Origin of the sequence: Leptospira harrisiae, from assembly GCF_002811945.1 — a bacterium.
GTDB lineage: Bacteria > Spirochaetota > Leptospiria > Leptospirales > Leptospiraceae > Leptospira_A > Leptospira_A harrisiae.
In genome coordinates this window covers 18,740-36,997 of the sequence record NZ_NPDX01000008.1, presented here as the reverse complement: position 1 = coordinate 36,997, position 18,258 = coordinate 18,740, and the positions used below count along the sequence as shown (strand labels likewise).

General features: G+C 35.9%; 14 protein-coding genes and 1 pseudogene. 7 read left to right on the top strand and 8 right to left on the bottom strand.

Annotated features, from left to right (window positions below; all coding sequences use genetic code 11):
- Positions 1–24 precede the first annotated feature (24 nt).
- Positions 25–990 carry a YheT family hydrolase gene (locus CH364_RS18295; RefSeq protein ID WP_100745095.1) on the top strand — a complete coding sequence of 322 codons (966 nt, stop codon included), beginning with the start codon at positions 25–27 and terminating at the stop codon, positions 988–990.
- Here CH364_RS18295 and mdoH read toward each other — a convergent pair.
- Genes mdoH through CH364_RS18280 form a run of 3 tightly spaced genes read right to left on the bottom strand, consistent with a single transcriptional unit; the run spans position 929 to position 4,954 of the window.
- A complete protein-coding gene (gene mdoH, locus CH364_RS18290; RefSeq protein ID WP_100745094.1) occupies positions 929–3,010 on the bottom strand; it encodes a glucans biosynthesis glucosyltransferase MdoH in 2,082 nt (693 codons plus the stop codon). The genes CH364_RS18295 and mdoH overlap by 62 nt on opposite strands.
- Positions 3,007–3,396, bottom strand: a complete 390-nt coding sequence (locus CH364_RS18285; protein ID WP_100745093.1) for a hypothetical protein — start codon at positions 3,394–3,396, stop codon at positions 3,007–3,009. The genes mdoH and CH364_RS18285 overlap by 4 nt, the downstream gene beginning before the upstream one ends.
- Entirely contained in the window at positions 3,380–4,954 is a 1,575-nt protein-coding gene (locus CH364_RS18280; RefSeq protein WP_100745092.1) for an OpgD/OpgG family glucan biosynthesis protein, read from the bottom strand. The genes CH364_RS18285 and CH364_RS18280 overlap by 17 nt, the downstream gene beginning before the upstream one ends.
- 142 nt (positions 4,955–5,096) lie before the next feature.
- Between CH364_RS18280 and CH364_RS18275 the strand changes: the two genes are divergently transcribed.
- From CH364_RS18275 to CH364_RS18260, 4 genes are read left to right on the top strand one after another with little or no spacing between them, the layout of a single operon-like run.
- On the top strand, positions 5,097–6,575 hold the full coding sequence (locus CH364_RS18275) for a hypothetical protein (RefSeq protein WP_100745091.1): 1,479 nt from the start codon (positions 5,097–5,099) through the stop codon (positions 6,573–6,575).
- Positions 6,572–8,365: a hypothetical protein gene (locus CH364_RS18270; RefSeq protein ID WP_100745090.1), complete on the top strand. Its 1,794-nt coding sequence runs from the start codon at positions 6,572–6,574 to the stop codon at positions 8,363–8,365. Before CH364_RS18275 ends, CH364_RS18270 begins: the two co-directional genes overlap by 4 nt.
- Positions 8,366–8,377: 12 nt before the next feature.
- Positions 8,378–9,274: a diguanylate cyclase DgcR gene (gene dgcR / locus CH364_RS18265; RefSeq protein WP_100745089.1), complete on the top strand. Its 897-nt coding sequence runs from the start codon at positions 8,378–8,380 to the stop codon at positions 9,272–9,274.
- Positions 9,275–9,283: 9 nt separating this feature from the next.
- On the top strand, positions 9,284–10,327 hold the full coding sequence (locus CH364_RS18260) for a serine/threonine protein kinase (protein ID WP_100745088.1): 1,044 nt from the start codon (positions 9,284–9,286) through the stop codon (positions 10,325–10,327).
- Here the strand turns inward: CH364_RS18260 and CH364_RS18255 are convergent.
- Both CH364_RS18255 and CH364_RS18250 read right to left on the bottom strand, forming a co-directional pair.
- Positions 10,324–11,121, bottom strand: coding sequence for a TrmH family RNA methyltransferase (locus CH364_RS18255; protein WP_100745087.1), 798 nt, complete (start codon positions 11,119–11,121; stop codon positions 10,324–10,326). The two genes, CH364_RS18260 and CH364_RS18255, sit on opposite strands and share 4 nt — an antisense overlap.
- Positions 11,122–11,267: 146 nt before the next feature.
- Positions 11,268–11,801, bottom strand: coding sequence for a dihydrofolate reductase family protein (locus CH364_RS18250; RefSeq protein WP_100745086.1), 534 nt, complete (start codon positions 11,799–11,801; stop codon positions 11,268–11,270).
- Positions 11,802–11,837: 36 nt separating this feature from the next.
- Between CH364_RS18250 and CH364_RS18245 the strand changes: the two genes are divergently transcribed.
- Together CH364_RS18245 and CH364_RS18240 are read left to right on the top strand one after the other, a co-directional pair.
- Complete coding sequence (locus tag CH364_RS18245; protein ID WP_100745085.1) at positions 11,838–12,365, top strand: TetR/AcrR family transcriptional regulator; 528 nt, start codon at positions 11,838–11,840, stop codon at positions 12,363–12,365.
- A 189-nt stretch (positions 12,366–12,554) separates the two neighbouring features.
- Complete coding sequence (locus tag CH364_RS18240) at positions 12,555–14,303, top strand: sensor histidine kinase (RefSeq protein ID WP_100745121.1); 1,749 nt, start codon at positions 12,555–12,557, stop codon at positions 14,301–14,303.
- Here CH364_RS18240 and CH364_RS18235 read toward each other — a convergent pair.
- From CH364_RS18235 to CH364_RS18225, 3 genes and pseudogenes are all read right to left on the bottom strand, one after another.
- Positions 14,284–15,159 (bottom strand): efflux RND transporter periplasmic adaptor subunit, encoded by an 876-nt coding sequence (locus tag CH364_RS18235; protein WP_100745084.1) that lies wholly within the window; start codon positions 15,157–15,159, stop codon positions 14,284–14,286. The two genes, CH364_RS18240 and CH364_RS18235, sit on opposite strands and share 20 nt — an antisense overlap.
- Position 15,160: 1 nt before the next feature.
- Positions 15,161–17,461, bottom strand: coding sequence for an ABC transporter permease (locus CH364_RS18230; protein WP_207762314.1), 2,301 nt, complete (start codon positions 17,459–17,461; stop codon positions 15,161–15,163).
- A gap of 236 nt (positions 17,462–17,697) precedes the next feature.
- A pseudogene (locus CH364_RS18225) lies at positions 17,698–18,219 on the bottom strand (ABC transporter ATP-binding protein); the annotation flags it as partial.
- Positions 18,220–18,258: the final 39 nt, after the last annotated feature.

The following is an 18,258-nucleotide window of genomic DNA, read 5'->3' as shown; positions in this document are numbered from 1 at the left end:
CGAGGAAACTAGGGTGATCCAACTATGAGTCTTTTTAAACCTTTGCCTTTTCTTTCGGGTGCCATGGTCCAATCGTTTTTGGCGTCCTTTAAATCGAAGTCGGACAAACAATATGGAAATTCACTCAAAGGTGAGTGGAAGTCAGTAAAAGCAAAAGACGGGACAACACTTCTCGCAAGAATTCATGATGTAGCAAATCCAAAGGGTTTAATTGTGCTTGTACATGGTTGGGAAGGAAGTATTCATTCTAGTTATATCGTTCGAACCACAAGGCATTTTTTGCAAAAAGGATTTTCTGTATACCGATTGAACTTAAGAGACCATGGTGATACTCATCATTTGAATGAAGGTATCTTTAATGGAAGTTTGTTGCAGGAGTCATATGAAGCGGTCTGCGAACTTGTAAAAATTTTTGGTTCCAAGGGTCCAGTGTATTTGGCTGGATTTTCACTTGGTGGAAATTTTGTTCTACGGATGGCGGGTCGTCATTCTCTTTCTAAACAGGCGGAACAAATCCCTGGATTAAAACATTGTTTTGCGTTTAGTCCGGCTCTCGATCCAAAACGGGCAACAGTGAAAATGGATGAACATCCTTTTTTGCGAAAATACTTTCTCAATTCTTGGAAGGTTTCTTTAAAGAAAAAAGCAAATTTATTTCCTCATTTATATTCGTTTCATGATTTGGATCATTACCAATCGGTGATGCATTTAACGGAAAAAATGGTAAAAGAATTTTCTCATTTTTCTTCTGTGGATGAATATTTTGATTCTTATACTTTGAACGAATTGTTTTTTAGATCCATTCGTGTTCCGACTACGATTTTAACTTCAATGGATGATCCTGTGATTCCCTGGAAAGAATTTGTCCAGATCCCTCCTTCTTCGTATTTAGAAGTTGTGATTGAATCAAAAGGTGGACACTGCGGATTTATTGAAGATTCACATCGTTCTTCTTATTATTGGAAATTAATGGAAAAAAAGACGGGTTAATTTTTTCCCAAATGGTTTTCCAGTAACTTGCCCAATCTTCTTTTTTTGAAGTCCAAAATTTTAAATAAAATGAATCAAGTAGCTCTCGGTTCGAAAGAATCCGTAATATTGTTTTTTTATCTAACGAATCTGGCCCTAGTTTTAATAAACGAATGAGATCTTCTTCCGTTGATTTTGGAAGTTTGGTTTGGTAGGTTTTATTCCCTTGCAACTCTTTGTGTTGGTGGTAAAAAATGGGATGCACAAGAGCAAAAAAGAATTCTTTTCCATCCAGATAACTATTCTTATGTGAGCTAAGAGCCTCTTCAAAATTATTGGTTAAACTTGTATTTTGTTTCCAATATTTTGTATCGAAAAATTGGTTTATAGTTTTTTGTTCTTTTCCTGTCAGAATAACCAAAGGAATCGAAAGAATCCAGCCAATCCAAATTGGAAATGATAAAACGAATAACATTGTGGAATGGGAATAGCTTATATAAGCACATGCAAAACCGAGGACTGTTATGCCGAAAAAAGATGAAAGAATATAGGGAAGGTTATATCCTGAATCAGCATCTCTATTTTGTGGTCCCCAAGTAATTCGTTTGTTGAGTAAAATTGAGGATACAAAAATACTATGATACACCATGTAAATTGGTGCAATTAAAATTGAAAAAATGGTCTCCATAAAAAATGCGGGCAGTTTTTTGAAAATTTCAAGGACGGGTAGGCTAAAAAAACTTAGAACCCTTGGTAAAAATAATAAAACTAAAGATAAGGATAATAGTTTTAGATATAGCGGGTCATAAATCTGTGATTTAAAAAATTCATACTCTTCCGGTAACATGGAGTAATTTAAGTATTTGCTGTCTTCAAGGTAATTCCATAAACTAAGTAGGATATAACACAGCCAAATAGGAGAATTGAGATAAGATAAAATTCCATTTAGAATATGGATTCTATTGATGAATGGAATTTTTTTTCCAAACAAAAACCAAAAATGTTGCAGGTTTCCTTGGCACCAACGTTGGTCTCGTTTCAAAACATCAATTATGTTAGGTGGACTTTCTTCGTAGCTTCCATCCAGCTCATAAGCACAATAGACATCAAATCCCGCTTTTCGCATCAGGGCAGCTTCGACTGTATCATGACTTAAAATTTTCCCACCGATGCCTCCATATTCTGGAAGATGGGGGAGGGCACAATGTTCCATAAATGGTTTGACTCTAAGTATGGCATTGTGTCCCCAATAACCCGTGGAATTAATTTGCCAAAAGCTGGCTCCTTTTAAGAAAAAAGGGCTAAACAAGTAAGAAGAAAATTCTGTAAATTTTTGGAATAAAGTAGTGGTTCGAAAAATTTTGGTGCTGGATTGGATGATTCCTGCATTCGGATTTTTTTCCATATTTGCAATCAGTTGGATGATGAGTTCGCCTGATACGAGACTGTCCGCATCAAGGATGATCATATACTTGTATTTTTTCCCCCACCTTCTGCAAAAATCAGCGATGTTTCCACTTTTTCCATTAAGGTTACTTTTTCTTCTGCGGTAATGAAAGTTGTGGAAATTTTTTGTTGATTCGCATAACTCAATATATGCGGCTTCTTCTTTGATCCATTTTTCTGGTGTCCTGGTATCACTCAAAATAAAATAGTCTAGGTTTGGAAGTTTATGGATTTTTGTAGTTGATTCAAATATGACTTTAATACGAGAGAAAATTGAAATTTCATTCTCTTCGTAAACGGGCATGACAACGGCAACGGGGATGGATTCTAATAGATTGAAGTTCAATTCCTGTTCAGGGATATGTTTTGCCTTTAGGAGTGGATCTCCTCCCTTTTTCAAAGTAATTAAAAATCCAAATAAAGCTGAGTTTGCTCCATATGATAACATCGGTAAAAGAAAAATCAAAGTGATGAATTGATAGTATTCGGTGATTTCAATTCCTCGAAAAGAAATGATCTCTATGAATAAACTAAACCCCCAAATAACTGGGATGATAAAAGTGAAAAAGAATATAAAGCGTTGGAAAAGTATCATAGTAACCTAAATATAATAATATAATAAAGAAGGCTCCATAAGAAGATGGATGCGATGATGAATAATGGTTTTAAAGAACCAACGATGGATTGTTTTGTTTTATTTGTGTCTCTTTTCCAATCGGATGAACTTGGAATCATTGATCCAAATTGCCAAGACCTATTTGCAATGGGAAAATCTGGAATTGGCTGGATGTGATTTGTTTTTAGAAAACTTTGCCAAAGAACCCAGTCTGATGGGAATGAGAAACTTAAATGATTAGATTTGAAAAAATCATTTAAAATTTCTACAATTTTATATTCATTATTGATCCCACTCAGAATCAAATATGTGCGAATTCTTTCGCTAAACTCGTTCAAATAGTCTTTGTTATTTGGAAAGTCCATCTCGATATATCCATGTTTCTGTAATTCTTTGGTTTTCTTTCTCAAGGAAAACACTCCAATCGGATTCGTCGACTGAACTGGGATACCAAATCTGTAGCCGCCATTGGTCTAGTTCGGTGATTTTTTCTATTTTATAACGGATTGAATCAGATGGAATTTTATTATTATAGATATTTGCCTTTAGTTCTGTTTTGCGGTCGAGAGCTTTTAGAAAATCACCAGTAAAGTACAAAGTAAAAACTTTTTCTTTCGGGAAAAGTGGATCGGCGCCTCTATAAAATGCGGAAGCTTTGCCTAAGATATGTTGTTTAGGTGATCTTTCGGTGTAATGGAGTTTGTACCGAAATTCGTAACCATCGTTTAAGTTAGGTGGGATTGCAGGTTCCCAGAATGTGGTGATGTTGTCATCGGAATCTAAATTGGTTGTGAATTCAAGTAAGTACAAACTGCCTTTTCCCCAGTCACCTTTGGGCTCTACCCAAACACTTGGTCTTAAATGGTATTTGAGTTTTTCATCTTGATAGCTTTTGAATTTTCGGTCTCTTTGGATGAGTCCATAACCTAATGGAGAGTCTAATGAAATTCTTGTTAGTTGTGTTTTTTTGGGATTAATGAGAGGTCTCCATTCCCATTCACCCATTTTGTTTTGAGTTAAAAGACCATCCGAGTCATGTACTTCTGGGTGAATGTTCCCTAAAATGGCGTTGTCTGATTCTCCATACAAATACATAGAAGTGATTGGAGCAAATCCAAGGCGTTTTATTTTTTTGCGAAGATAAATTTTTGCATGTACATCAATGGTTGTAACTTCACCTGGATTTACTATGAATTCATAGGAACCAACAACAGATTCACTATTCATAATTGCATAAATTGTAATGGATGTATCTGTTTTGTTAGGTCGTTTGATATAAAAACTTTCAAAGATGGGAAACTCTTCTTTGTCTTTGGGTCCTGTGTTGATTGTTAGTCCGCGTCCGGATAGTCCATATACTTGCCCTTTGGAAATTGCTCTGAAATAAGAAGCACCTTGGAAAACTAAAAATTCTTCTAAAATCTCTTTTTGATTGATTGGGTAATGGACACGAAAACCTGTATAACGAAGTTTTTTAGTGATCTCAGCAAAATCATCGGCAAGGGGTAAGTCTCCAAAGTTGAAACGAGATGCATCGTATGGAATTTCTATGGGTTTTTCATTGATCACTTCATAAATTTGAATTCCATTGCTATAAATATGGCCTGGATGAAAAAAATGTAATTGGTAGGGAAGGGCAAGATTTTTCCAGATCGCCACATCGGGTTTGTATTCGATTTGTCGATAGTCTTCATAGCTGATTCCATCCAAACCTGGGATTTTAAATTCTGGTGTCGGTGAAAATTTTGACTTTAATTTTTGTTTGGCGATCGAATCTGCAGTTTGAAAATCGAATACTTCTGTGGGAGTTGAAATAGCGATCAGAGTTGCAATTTTGTTTAAGGTTAAATCATTTTTTCGGATGATGATGATGACACACAATACCAAGGCAATGAGTGCAAGATATATGTTCAGTTTCTTCATAAGAGTAATGATTCCAATTGGAACCAATAGGTCACGTAAATTATCTGCTGTCGTGGTTTTGTCTCACTATACATGGATTTAGCAAGTAAAATGTTTTTTTCTATTGCATATTTCAAACGTCTATACAAAATTCCCTCAACTTATGAAATCCGATTCAGCCAAATACTATTTTTTGTTAGTTGTCGCCTTATTCCTGCAATGTTCTTGTTCCTCAAAAACAGATAAAATTTTCGGTGAGTCGGTGATCACTAATAACAAACCACAAACGTTAAAAAAGATCGCTCCCTTAACTGCCAATTCTATTGGTTCCAGAAAAAATCTATTGGAGAATGGATGGGCAGTTATTCCTTCGGGAAAAAAGAGTATGGATTTGGTTTATGAGAACGGAGGGATCAGTGCTCGCGTTGCCAAAGCGATGGTCCTTGTCCATATGAAAAAAAGAAGCTCTGATTTCCCTGGAAAACTGGGAGACACAATGACATCGGTTGCTTCTTGGGTGAATTCTGGGATCAATGATTCGTCTAGTCGAACGGAAGATATTTACGATGCAGCTTGGCAACTGAGCAAAACGGAATGGAAAACTTCGAAAGATAGTTTTAAAGAAGCGGGATCTCGGTTTGTTCTAGGTTATATTTATTTGGTTCCGAGAGCTGAGTCGGATTTCAGACGATTGAATTCTACTTTAGATGAACTTGGATTGAAACGAGATTCTTCTTCAAAGAAATTAAACGAACTGTTTAGTGCCACTCTGAAACAAAATTCTCAAAATATCATTTCTGCATGGAGTGATTCTTTTTCAAAAGCTTCAGATGAGTTTACAAAAAATTATGAAGCATCAGGTGAACGAGGAAATGCTCTTTTGGCTCTTGTAGATATTTTCCAAGGATATTCTGTGGCACTAAAAGAAGTAATGATCGCGCCTATTGCGAAAACTGGTAAAAATACAGGAGAGATTCTTGTTGTCAATGGAGTGTATGTTCCCCTTTCGCAAACTATGAATTTTTCATCCAATGCTTTGATTTCAACGGGAGTGGTACTTTATTATTCAACACAAACGGGTTATCGGGTACTTTCACCTACATTGGAAGCCGGTCTTTTTAGTTCTATCGGGATACTATCTGCATCTTCTACAATACCGACTTATGCAGGTGGGACAACGCTTGCTGCATTCAACCAAGTAACTTCTGTTGCTGCCACAACTACTGGAGGAGCCATTGGTGTTGTGGGTGGTGCAACCATAGATACAACAGCCTTCGCTACAGGAATGTTATACGATCTTTCAAAAGGTACAGCTGAGGCAGGAATGTATGCAATGAGTTCCGGGATGGTATTAGGATATGCAGCGATGACCGTTTTACCATCTCAATTGTTACTTACGGCTGTGGATGGGCCAATTTTAATTATGTATGACGGTCCTCGTGTTGTGATCGCTACAATAAAAGGAAATTATTCCCCTTTTGAAGATGCTCCCACTGGATCGGTGATTAATTTAGAAGAAGCAAAAAAAACAGGGAAAGTTAAGATATTAACGGATGATCCAAAGATCATAAAGAAAGTATTGGATGCGGAAATAGCAGAACAAACAAAACGTGCAAACAAAAAGGTATCTGAAAAACCATGAAATCAAAACTATATCCCTTTATATTACTCTCTTTCTGTTTCTATAGTTTTTTCCTACAATGTTCTGGATCAGATAAAAAAGCGGAAGATCCTTTAAAAAATACCAAAAAGTTAGCACTCGAAGGACATAAGTCACTTTATTATCAGGGGGCATTTCCGGTAAAAGGAACGAGTATTAAATTTATTCCTCCGTTTCATGAGTCCACAATTTATGTAATGGACCAAAGAATTGGTTTTGCAGGAGAAGAATTTTCCCGATCTGTATTGAAAGCACAAGAGTCTGTCGTGATCATCAAAGATGGAACTAAAATGAGTTGGTCAACGGCAGGAAAGTTGAGTGCCGGTGGAGAATCAGTTGTCCAATATTTAAATGAAAACGCAACCAAACCGGGATTATTCATAATGTACGCATCAGTTGCAGAGTCTTATGGAATGATTGGATCTTCCTGGGAACGAGGCATTGCTTCTCATGAGGCGGTTATTAAAAACTCAGAATCTGTTCGTAAAGAGTGGGATGATTGGGCAAATATGCAATTGAATCTAAAAGATGAAAAAGATAATTCACCTACTACTAAAAAAAGATTCAAAGAATACAAAGAAAAATTTCAGAATGTATTTGAAACCACTGTTTATGGATATGTTGATTTGGATGATGCATTAAAATCATCTTACGATGAAACATATGGAGATTTTAAATCAGGAAGTTGGAAACGACGATTTTCTGAAATTAATGAGTATCGATCTTCTGTTTCAGATACAATTTTTGGTAATTGGAAGGAAACTATTTTTTCATATGGGAAAGATACTTCACAAGAACTTGGTCGAGCTAAGGCTGATATAGAATCAATTGCCGATGGAGAAGGTGTACCGTTGGCCCTTCTCAAATTTCTTTCAAGAACCGCTAAGGCTATATTTTACGATAGTGTCATTAAACCTATAGGAAAAATTACAATCCTTTCTATTGGATATATTACTTGGAATGGGATCATTTATCCTTCCGCATACATTACAACTGCCACTGGTTCAGGTCTTTATTGTTTAGTGGAAACATTTACTTTAGCTGGGAAAGGTGTCGTTTATATCACTGCACCGAGTATCGAGCTTGCGTTAGGTGCTTTGTTGAACAGCACTGAGGTTGTTTTGAAAGAATCGGTGCAATCGATGGAGAAGGGGGCAAAAGTGACTTCAGCTGTTGCTAGAAAAACTTCTGCATACTCGGTAAAAACAGCCGCCGTAGTCACTGAATCTTCAGGTAAATACATACTGGCGCCAATGAGTCTTGTCGGTGTTACTACGGGGCAAACAATTCTTGGTGGTGGACTTGCCGTTTCAGGTACAGTCACGGGAGCGACCTTTAGTGGTGCCTCGGCAACCGCACAAGCTGTGACTTATACTTCCACCAAAGTTGCTGCGGGAACTGTTGGTCTTGTAGGAACTACCGCATCATTCGGAACAGGTACATCATTTGGAGTGTATCAGTTAACAAAAGCAGTTGGTATCCCTACTGGAGTTTTTATTGGTTCAGGAATTGTACTCAGTTATGAGTTTGTTTCTCATATGTCGGCTCATTCTGTTTTGGCAGTTGCGGATTGTACATATTTAGTGTTATCCCTTGAAGGAGGCAAATGGGTGGTCTATGGAGTGAAAGATGGATCGAAAAAAGCCTCTCGTATGTTGACGGGAGCAGTCGTAGATTTAGAGCAAATACGCAAAGAAGGAGGAACTGTAGTAAAAGTTCCTTTAGAAGAGGGAGAAGTTGAAAAAATACTAGGTAAAAAAAAGAAAAAATAAAACCGTAGGAAAATGGAGAAAGCAGGAAAAAAAATTCTCATTATAGAAGATTCGGAATTACAACGAAAACTTCTCAATCGATGGATTTCTAATCATGGGTATGTTCCTATTGAAGCTGTCTCTCTTTCTGATGCACGGGAGATCATTAGCCAGGATCAAATTGATGTAGTTCTTCTCGATTGGGAATTGCCAGACGGTTCCGGCATTGAATTGATCTCAGAAATCTTCTCCTCTTCTCCAGTGGGTTGGCTTCCTATCATTATGGTCACAGGTCATACGGAACCTGAGAATCTTAAACTAGCCATTGAAGCAGGTGCTACCGATTACATCACTAAACCTGCCAAAGAGATAGAACTTCTTGCTCGAATTTTTAGTGCTCTTCGAATGAAATCATTACATGATCAATTAAGGGAAACGGCAATCCGTGATGTATTGACTGGTTTATATAATCGTCGTTATATGGAAGAACGGATTGAACAAGAATTCCAAAGATGCAAAAGGCATAAACACAACCTATCTTTGGCAATGATTGATATTGATTTTTTTAAAAAAGTCAATGACACGTATGGTCATGAAACTGGTGACATTGTATTAAAAAGAATTGCTTCTGAATTGAAGTCTTGTTTACGAAAGTCAGATATTATTTCTAGATTTGGCGGTGAAGAATTTGTCATTGTTTTTCCAGAAACAGGTGTTCCTGATGCAACACGTGTTTTAGATAAAATAAGAGAAAAAATATCTGATCTAGAGTTGGATTCAGAATCTGGTCAAAAATTTAAAGTCTCTTTCAGTGGAGGAGTCACTGGCGGTGATATTTCGGCAATCGAAAGTCCAATAGAACTTCTTAGAACATCAGATAAACTTTTATATGAGGCAAAATCCTCAGGTCGAAATCGAATCGTCAATTAAATTAACAAATTGAATATCAATCATTCATTTTACCAGCTAACTCCTGATTCCATACTCAATGCTTTGGAGTCATTGGGTTATGAAACGACTGGTAGATTTTATCCATTAAATAGTGTAGAAAATCGGGTGTATGATATTGAGACTTCCAATGCAGGCAGAATTGTTGTAAAATTTTATCGTCCTGGAAAGTGGACTTACGATGAAATTTTAGAAGAACACCGATTTTTATCTGAACTATCATCGGAAGAAATCCCAGTTTTAACTCCTATAAAGTTAAATGATAAAACATTATTTGAATGGTCTGGAATCTATTTTGCTATTTGGCCTTTGCGAAATGGTCGAATTGTTGAAGAAATATCTGGAAGTGATTTAGAAAGAGTTGGTGCGCTCCTAGGTCGAGTCCATGCAGTTGGAAAAAAACTTGGTTCGATTCATAGACCAACGTTGGATATACCTTCTTATGGTTTAAAATCTTTAAACTTTATTTTAGATAACCAATTAATCCCAAATAAAAAATTAGCAGAACGTTATCAAACTACCGCACTTAGGGCTTTTGATATTTTTGATTCTTTAGTAAGGGAATACCAAATTCCTTTTCAACGGATTCATGGTGATTGTCATAAGGGGAATTTGCTCGTTTCGCCGGAAGGATATAGTATTTTAGATTTTGATGATTTTTTAGTGGGACCGATCGTGCAGGATTTTTGGATGTTGCTACCGTTAGGTGAGACAGATAGAAGAAAAGATTTGTTCGATTTTTTGCAAGGTTATACTATGTTTGCTGAGTTTGATGAAAACTGGCTGCAATTGGTGGAACCTCTTCGTATCATTCGATACATTCATTATGCCGCATGGATAGCAAAACGTTGGGAAGATCCTTCTTTTCCATCTTTGTTTCCTCACTTCGGAACAGAAGAGTATTGGCTAAAGGAAACTTTAGATTTGGAATCAGCTAAAAAAGATTTAGAGGAACAGTCAATTGAGGTTTCAAATCCAAATGAAATAGAGCCTGAGATGACAAATAAAGATTTTTTTTGGGATTGGGAAAATTAAGAAGATTCTCCTATTAGATGCGATAAAGCAACTGCAAAAGCATGCGATACATTTAATGAATCAATTTTGTTTTTCATTGGGATATAAACTAACTGGTCGGAAATGTTTAGAATTTTTGGATCAATTCCATCTGCTTCGTTACCAAGTACTAATACAAACTTTCTATATTTCTCTAGTGCATAGATGGATTTTGTTTTTAATGAAAGATCCGTTCCTTCTCTTGGGAGGCTAAGTGATAAAATGGTATTTCCTAATTCTTTGAGAGAATTTAAAGTATGAACTGCGTCAATGATACGAACCAATTTGATTTGAAAAAGTGACCCCATGGAAACCCTTACACTACGTCTTAGATAAGGTGATGCGGATTTTGAATCAAAAACTACTGTTTGAATACCGAATGCTGCAGCAGAACGTAGAATGGATCCAATGTTTTCACTGTCTACAATTGAGTTAACAAATAGAATCGGAGAAGATGCCTCTGAAAGGTCGTTCCATCTTTGATAACCTACTGCCATAAAACCCTGGTGTACGGAGAATCCTATTGTATCCTCAAACACGTGCTTGTCGGCAACAAAACAATTATTAGGTTCTGTTATTTTGGATAGGATTAAGTTTTTATGTTTTTCCCAGTATCTTGGCATACAGAAAACAGATTCTACTTTGAGTGAGGAATTGAGGAGGCGGACTGCGGTTTTTTCGTGGTCAGCAATGAATTTATCGGTAGGGTCTTCTTTTGCTTTGAGGAGCTTGTAGTCAACAAGCTTTGGGTCTTCAGGGGAGTGGATATATTGCATTATGTCTCATTGCCCTGAGGAAGCCCCCGCCCTGAATAGGGTGGTGGAGGCGGGCTTGTGGGATTCTCTTAAAACCTCTAACACGGTTTCAACTTTCCAGCAATCAAAGATTGCAATTCCGACAATTTTCTTTTGAAAAGTTCATATTACGTCAGTTGATACTTGGATTGGACAAATCCATTGGGATATGCCATAGTTTGTATATGTTCTAATTTTTGGTCTTTGGTTAGGTTACCAAAAAGTGGCAACCCGGATCCAATTAAAATCGGAATTCTTGTGATTGTGATTTCATTTAGCATCCGTTCGTTGATAAAGTGTTGAATCAATTTGCCGCCATCCACATAGGCAGTTTTAAATTGTTTTTTTTCTAATGTCATTGTTAAACTCTCAAGTGTCCCGTTGAAAATGAAAATTGGATATTTAGATTCAAACTTGTAATCAATGTTACCAGTATATACGTAAACTGGAGTGGATTCAAAAGGATAAGGTTCAAAGCTAAGAACTTTCTCAAAGGTAACCCTACCCATAACAATACAGTCAATTTCCTGCATAAAAGCAGAATATCCAAAGTCATTGTTATCTAGCTTGTACGCATCGGAAGTGAGCCAATCGATGGAACCATTGGATCTTGCTATAAAACCATCTAAACTGCTTGCAATAAATGCTTTATATTGTATCATAATATTTATTCTACACCGTAGAATGGTTCGGTGAAAATGAAACAAAAAATTATCAAAGCTGCATTAAAAATATGTGAAAAGGAAGGTTACGAATCTTTTAGTATGCGGAAATTAGCTACAAATTTAGGGTTCGATCCCATGGCTATTTATTATTATTTTGAAAACAAGGAAGCATTGACCCATGCAATGGTAGAGCATATTTTTAGTCGGTTTCAAAAAGAAATGATTCTGGCTTATAAACCTTCCAAGAGAAATTTACAAAAAATTTTACAAGAATATTGGATATTATTTTTAGATTACCCAGGAATGTCTTTATATCTCATTAAATATTCTTATAATAACTTTAATTCAGTTGTGGAATTCAACAAATCGTTACAATTTCTAATCCAACAGGTATATCCAACTGCTAAAACAGAAATGGTGTTAAATATCCTGATTGATTTTATACATGGCAATGCCCTTGCATTTTCTTTTATTCCCAAAGGGAAAAAGAAAATCGAATCGATTCGTTCAAACCAAAAGGAATTTCAATCTTCACTATCTTATCTATTGAATTCGATTTGATCACCTAATCATAGTTTTGAGAGAGTGCAAGTTCCAAAGAGTAAGCAAAATTAATAAATCATCTCTCATTTGTAGTTGATAAAATTACACAGTTAAAAACTATTTATTTGGAATCTCGGGTTTCTCCTAATTTCAATGAACATAGACCCTCGCACAGTCGTATTTATAAATATTGTCGGTTGTTTGTTAATGTCTGGTGGACTTTGGTTTGCTGCGAGTGGTTATTTCCAAAGGCTTCGTTTTGTCAAAGACTGGTCCATTGCAACTTTATTGCAGGCTTTGGGGTGGGTGGTAATGGGTGCTCTACGAGGTGTTATCCCTGAATGGATTTCTATAAGTGCTGGAAATTCTCTCATTCTTTTATCACTCGTATATTCTAACAACATAATACTATCTATGTTTGATAGAAAGCCGATGTGGAAGTCAGGAATCTTTTCCGTTATTCTTGTATTTGTATTATTAGCATTACATCAATTTTCTGATATTTCGCCGAAGTATCGAATTTCATTAATTTCCTTTGCGGCTGCAATCCAACTTATTGTATCTTCCAAAACAATTTTATCTGCAAATAGAAAGGGGCGTATTTCAAGTCACTTTGCAGCTTTTTTCTATCTAGCGTGCGGAATTTTTTTGATTCTTCGTTTTTTATATTACACTTTTGCTGATGTTTCTGTTTCGCAAATAGCTTTTGGCAAAGGACCTATTCAAGATATTACATATTTGTTTTTTTATGTAACTTCGGTGATGATGACTTTTGGTTTTTTGATGATGTGCATTGATATATTTATCAAGAGGCAAGAAGAAAGTGAACAGAAGTATCGTTTACTCGCAGAGAATACTTCTGATGTCATTTGGGTTTTGAATTATGATGATCAACAGTATATTTATGTAAGCCCTTCAGTAATTAATATTACTGGTTTTACCTCGGAAGAAGTGCTCAACCATTCATTACAAGATACTCTCACTCCTACCTCCTTTAAAAAAGTAATGGAGGTTTTGCCAATTCGTGTGAAAGAATTCAAGGAAACAGGTGAACGGATCCCATTTAGTGATGAAGTGGAACAGTATTGTAAAGATGGATCTACAATTTGGATCGAAGCAAATACTGTGTTTCAATGGAATCCAAATGGTTCGATCAATATTTTAGGTGTCTCCAGAGATATTGATAATAGGAAAAAGACAGAATTAGAAAAGAATAAAATATTCTCTGAGCTGCAGTTGTTAAATTACACCAAAGATAAATTTTTTTCGATCATTGCACATGATTTAAAAGGACCGATTGGTGGTATGAGTACCTTTGCAGGAATGATATTAGAAGATTTAGATACGAGACCATTAAAACGTACAAAAAATGATTTAAGTATTCTTTTTCAATCTTCCGGTGAAATTTATAACTTATTAGAAAACTTACTTACTTGGGCAAGGTCACAAACTGGCGAAATCGCATTTTTTCCGGAAAATATATCATTATATCGGACAATTGAATCCTCTATTGCTTCGATTTCTTTTTCTATCCAAAACAAATCTATAGTGATTAAGAATTTTGTAGATCCAAATACAGCTGCCTATGCAGACGAAAAAATGATCGAAACAATTTTCAGAAATCTAATTTCCAATGCAGTAAAGTATTCTCATCCTGGTGGCGAAATCCAGCTTTCATCTATATCTATAGAAAATGATATTCAAGTTTGTATAACAGATTATGGAATTGGTATCAACGAAGAAATTCGTAAGAAACTATTTCATATTGATGCGAAACAAACGAGTATGCCTGGCACACTTGGTGAAAGAGGTACTGCTCTTGGATTGATTTTGTGTAAGGAATTTACAGAAAAACATGGAGGTAGTATCCGTGTTGAAAGCGAACTAGGTAAGGGTTCTCGCTTTTATATCACCTTACCAAAAGAGTCGAGTGTTCCTATTCGGGTACAACTTTAGTTCCGTTCACTACTGTATCACCTGGGTAAAGTATTACAGATTCTCCTACATTTAGGCCACTTTTAATCATGCTGATTCCTTCGCTTTGATGTTCAACTTCAACAAATCGGAGTTTGGCTCTCTTCTTTTCGATAGTAAACACTACCCATTTTTCATCTTCGCGAAATAATGCAGAAGTAGGTATAACAATTGCGTTTGGCTTTTCAAATAAAATGATTTTACATTCCAATTCATAACCATCACCAATGCCATGTGGTGGAATGAATTCAATCGAAATAGGCACTCTCTGTTCTTCAACTCCTAAAGAGGATATTTTTGTTATTGCAGAAGGTTCTATGATGGAAACTTTCCCTTCTAAAGTTTGATCTCCGAATCCAGTCAGTAAAACTTTATCATTGAGGTCTAAATCAGGCATATCTTCCGATAGGATAAAAGCAGATACTTCAATTTTGGTAATGTCTCCATAATCCAAAATCTTTTCACCCATAGCTACTGGGCCTGCACTTTCTCTGTATACTTTTAGAATTTGACCATTTGCATTTGCTTTTACAGTTTTAACGATGTCCCAATCAACAGTAACCAACGTCATTCCTTTGGTAACATTATGGCCAGCATGAAGTTCAATTCTACGCATCACACCATTAACTGGAGAATAGGCAGTATAAAGTTCTTTTATTTTTGTTTTCCCTTGGACAGATAGTATCTGTTTATAGACTCCTTGGGTAACAAGAGAAACTTCTACAGGTTTTGGATCTTTCTTTAGAATCAAAAAAGATAAAACTAAAAATAGGAACACTCCTATAGCAATCTTCGTATTTTTTGTATTTAATATTTCTAATAGTCTTTCTTTTGTCATATCATTCTCTCACTTTGAGTACGCTTAATAAGTCCATTGTTTTTAATTTTCTATATACAATTCCAAAACTGATTGCTGCAGTAAATAATACCAAAAGAATTGAATAATAGTAAGTTGATGGAAAAATCACAGCTGGTACTTTGAACCCTTCTGTTTCGTTATTATTTAATATCAAATTTGCGAGTTTATTTCCGAAAAAACATCCGATTGGAATTGCAATTATAATTTGCCAGGTGAGCTCCCAAGCTATAATTTCAAAAACTTCCTTTAAACTAAATCCCAGAATTCGTAAGCTGCCTAATTCGTAAATACGCTCAGAAAGTGTGATCATGGCTGTATTATAGATTACTCCAATCGAGATGATAATTGTAAATATTAAAATGACAATCGAAGTGGATTGGAGAGACCTTTGCATCATTTCCTTAAAAGCATTAAGGATTGCTGACTTTGAAAACAGGCCAATCACAAGTGGATTGTCTTTGAACTCTTCAATTAAATTTTTATCTTCGATAGGATCCGTTTTTAATAATGCCATATTGATCAAACTACCTTCATCTAACATCCGATTGAGATTCTCTCGATTGATAAACACCCCTTGGCCTAATATTTCATTTGCGAATGCAGAAACGATAACGGGAATTTTTCTTTTTTCCCCATCCAATGTTTCAATAACAATGGTTTCACCTTTTTGAATATCCATTTTATTTGCTAGTTCTGTATTCATCATAATTCCATAAACTGGAATATCTATGGGGCGTAAGTCATGGTTAAGAATTCTTCTTAAATCAGTGCCTTCGGAAATTCCTGTTAAAACCGTGTCTTTTGATTTCCTATTTTTAGTAATTTTAATGGGGATAGAACGTTGACCTTCCGCAATAAAAACTCCCTTTTTTTCTTTTAAATCTAACAATACAGAATCCTCTACAGGAACTCTGAAAACTAGCGTGAGAGTTTCTCTTTGGATTGTATTGAATTGTAAATCAAGTAAAGTTCCCACTGTATCCTGTATAAAATTTCCGATGATCATAATCATGATCGAAGTAGACAAACCTAAGATTGTAAGTATCGTGCGAGTTGGTCTTTTGAATAAATTTCTGAAAACCATTCTTTGGATTGTTCTTAGGTTTGTGATCCAAACTTCCCAAAAAGAAATTGTATAGGTTCCAGGGGAAGCAGGTCGCATAGCTTGTGCTGGATCTAGTTTAATGATGGTACGTAAGGAGATAATGGTTCCTAAACCACCTATTAAAATTCCAAAACTAACACTGAATAATGCGAGTAGGGGAGGGAAAATCGGTACTAATTGCGGAAATTTATAAAACCTTCCATATAGACCTGTCATTGCATTTCCTAAATAATAACCAACGATCAATCCTAATAAGCTACTAAGTGCAGTGATAAAGGTGATTAGTTTAAGATAATGAAAAACAATGTCTTTGGCAGTGTAACCAAGTGCTCGTAAAGTTGCTATTTGTTCTCGTTCTTTTGAAATAAGTCGGTTAGATATAATATGTAAAAGAAAAGCTGCTATTGCTAAAAAAATTCCCGGCAAAAAAACTGCTGTCGTCCTAAGTTGTCTAAACTCATCACTCAAAAAAGAATCAGATGGTAGAAACTTCCTTTCCTTTGCCCCTAACCCACCAAACTCATCCAACAAAACATCAAGATCACGCATAGTGCGTTGTCTTTCTACACCGTCTGAAGCGAAATGAAAAATGACTTGGTTAAAAGCTCCTTCAAAATTAAAATTCGTTTCCATTGCTTCCCGTTTCATCCAAATGATACCATAATGTTTATCATCTGGCATAGGGTTTCCTGGTCTGAAAACATATACAAACTCCGGAGACAACCCAACGCCCGTTACCTGAAGAAATACTCGTTTTCCTCCAATGATAGAAGAGAGAATTGAGCCTGGTTCCAGTTTGTTTGCGTTAGCGAAATTTTCGCTAACTACTACATCTTGATTTTGTTTTGGTAAAAATCCTTTTTTTAAGTATAAAGTATTTGTATGTTCTGGCAATGAAATCAATTGAGCAGCCGAAGGATAAGTTTCTTCTGGAAAATCCAATACAATTTCTTTTGAAATTCTAGTTTCGAAGTCAGAAATTCCCGGAAGAGCTCGAATTTTTGATTCTAAATATGAAGGCGCCCGGTTTAAATAAACAAATCCTTCACATAAGTTCTGTTTGCTGTAGAAATTGTATTGAGCATCTAGTAGCGAAAAATAAGCAGCCCAAGAAGCTGAAAAATAACTGATACCGGCTGCAATGACGAGCCCCACGGTGAGTCCCTGCATCGTCATCGACTTTAAATCTCTTAATAGTTTAAGATTTAAGGTTTTCCCGATCACCAACTAACCTCGGATACAGGTTTTTTATGACGGTTGATGGAATCTGAAACAATGGTTCCGTCTTTAACCAAAATAATTCTATCAGCAATTTGAGCTATGGATTCATTATGTGTAATCACAACTGTGGTGGTACCTAACTCTTTGTTGATTCCTGTAATTGCTTCTAAGACAATCCTTCCTGTTTTAAAATCCAATGCCCCTGTTGGTTCATCACATAACAAAAGTTCTGGTCTTTTTGCTATCGCACGTGCAATAGCAACACGTTGTTGTTCTCCTCCAGAAAGTTGTGCGGGGAAGTGATTTTTTCTATCAGCAAGTTTTACTAATGTTAAGGCATCAATAGGCGTCATTGAATGGCTGGACAGATCGGTCACCAAACGAACGTTTTCTTCCGCAGTTAAACTTGGAATAAGATTATAAAACTGAAATACAAATCCTACATGATTTCTTCTATATTGTGTGAGCCCTTCATCATTTTCGAGTGCCAATGTTTTTCCATGAAATAAAACTTCCCCAGTGGTAGCAGTGTCTAACCCACCTAAAATATTAAGTAGAGTCGATTTCCCGGATCCAGAAGCGCCTAACATGACTGTTAATTCTCCTTCATTGAATTTGAGGTTGACTGAATGAAGGGCAACCAGTGGCACTTCACCAACTTGGTAAGTTTTTCCAAGGTTTTTTGTTTCCAATAGAGTGTTGGTTTTATTCATTCGATACCATAGATGCAAAAGGAACGCTTAATTTTACAA

Excerpts from the sequence above, each read along its gene's own strand:
- CH364_RS18230 (WP_207762314.1), bottom strand. The coding sequence starts at position 17,461 with ATGACGATGCAGGGACTCACCGTGGGGCTCGTCATTGCAGCCGGTATC.
- CH364_RS18270 (WP_100745090.1), top strand. The coding sequence starts at position 6,572 with ATGAAATCAAAACTATATCCCTTTATATTACTCTCTTTCTGTTTCTAT.
- CH364_RS18250 (WP_100745086.1), bottom strand. The coding sequence starts at position 11,801 with ATGATACAATATAAAGCATTTATTGCAAGCAGTTTAGATGGTTTTATA.
- CH364_RS18235 (WP_100745084.1), bottom strand. The coding sequence starts at position 15,159 with ATGACAAAAGAAAGACTATTAGAAATATTAAATACAAAAAATACGAAG.
- CH364_RS18275 (WP_100745091.1), top strand. The coding sequence starts at position 5,097 with ATGAAATCCGATTCAGCCAAATACTATTTTTTGTTAGTTGTCGCCTTA.
- dgcR (WP_100745089.1), top strand. The coding sequence starts at position 8,378 with ATGGAGAAAGCAGGAAAAAAAATTCTCATTATAGAAGATTCGGAATTA.
- CH364_RS18255 (WP_100745087.1), bottom strand. The coding sequence starts at position 11,121 with ATGCAATATATCCACTCCCCTGAAGACCCAAAGCTTGTTGACTACAAG.
- CH364_RS18245 (WP_100745085.1), top strand. The coding sequence starts at position 11,838 with ATGAAACAAAAAATTATCAAAGCTGCATTAAAAATATGTGAAAAGGAA.
- CH364_RS18285 (WP_100745093.1), bottom strand. The coding sequence starts at position 3,396 with ATGGACTTTCCAAATAACAAAGACTATTTGAACGAGTTTAGCGAAAGA.
- mdoH (WP_100745094.1), bottom strand. The coding sequence starts at position 3,010 with ATGATACTTTTCCAACGCTTTATATTCTTTTTCACTTTTATCATCCCA.
- CH364_RS18280 (WP_100745092.1), bottom strand. The coding sequence starts at position 4,954 with ATGAAGAAACTGAACATATATCTTGCACTCATTGCCTTGGTATTGTGT.
- CH364_RS18295 (WP_100745095.1), top strand. The coding sequence starts at position 25 with ATGAGTCTTTTTAAACCTTTGCCTTTTCTTTCGGGTGCCATGGTCCAA.
- CH364_RS18240 (WP_100745121.1), top strand. The coding sequence starts at position 12,555 with ATGTCTGGTGGACTTTGGTTTGCTGCGAGTGGTTATTTCCAAAGGCTT.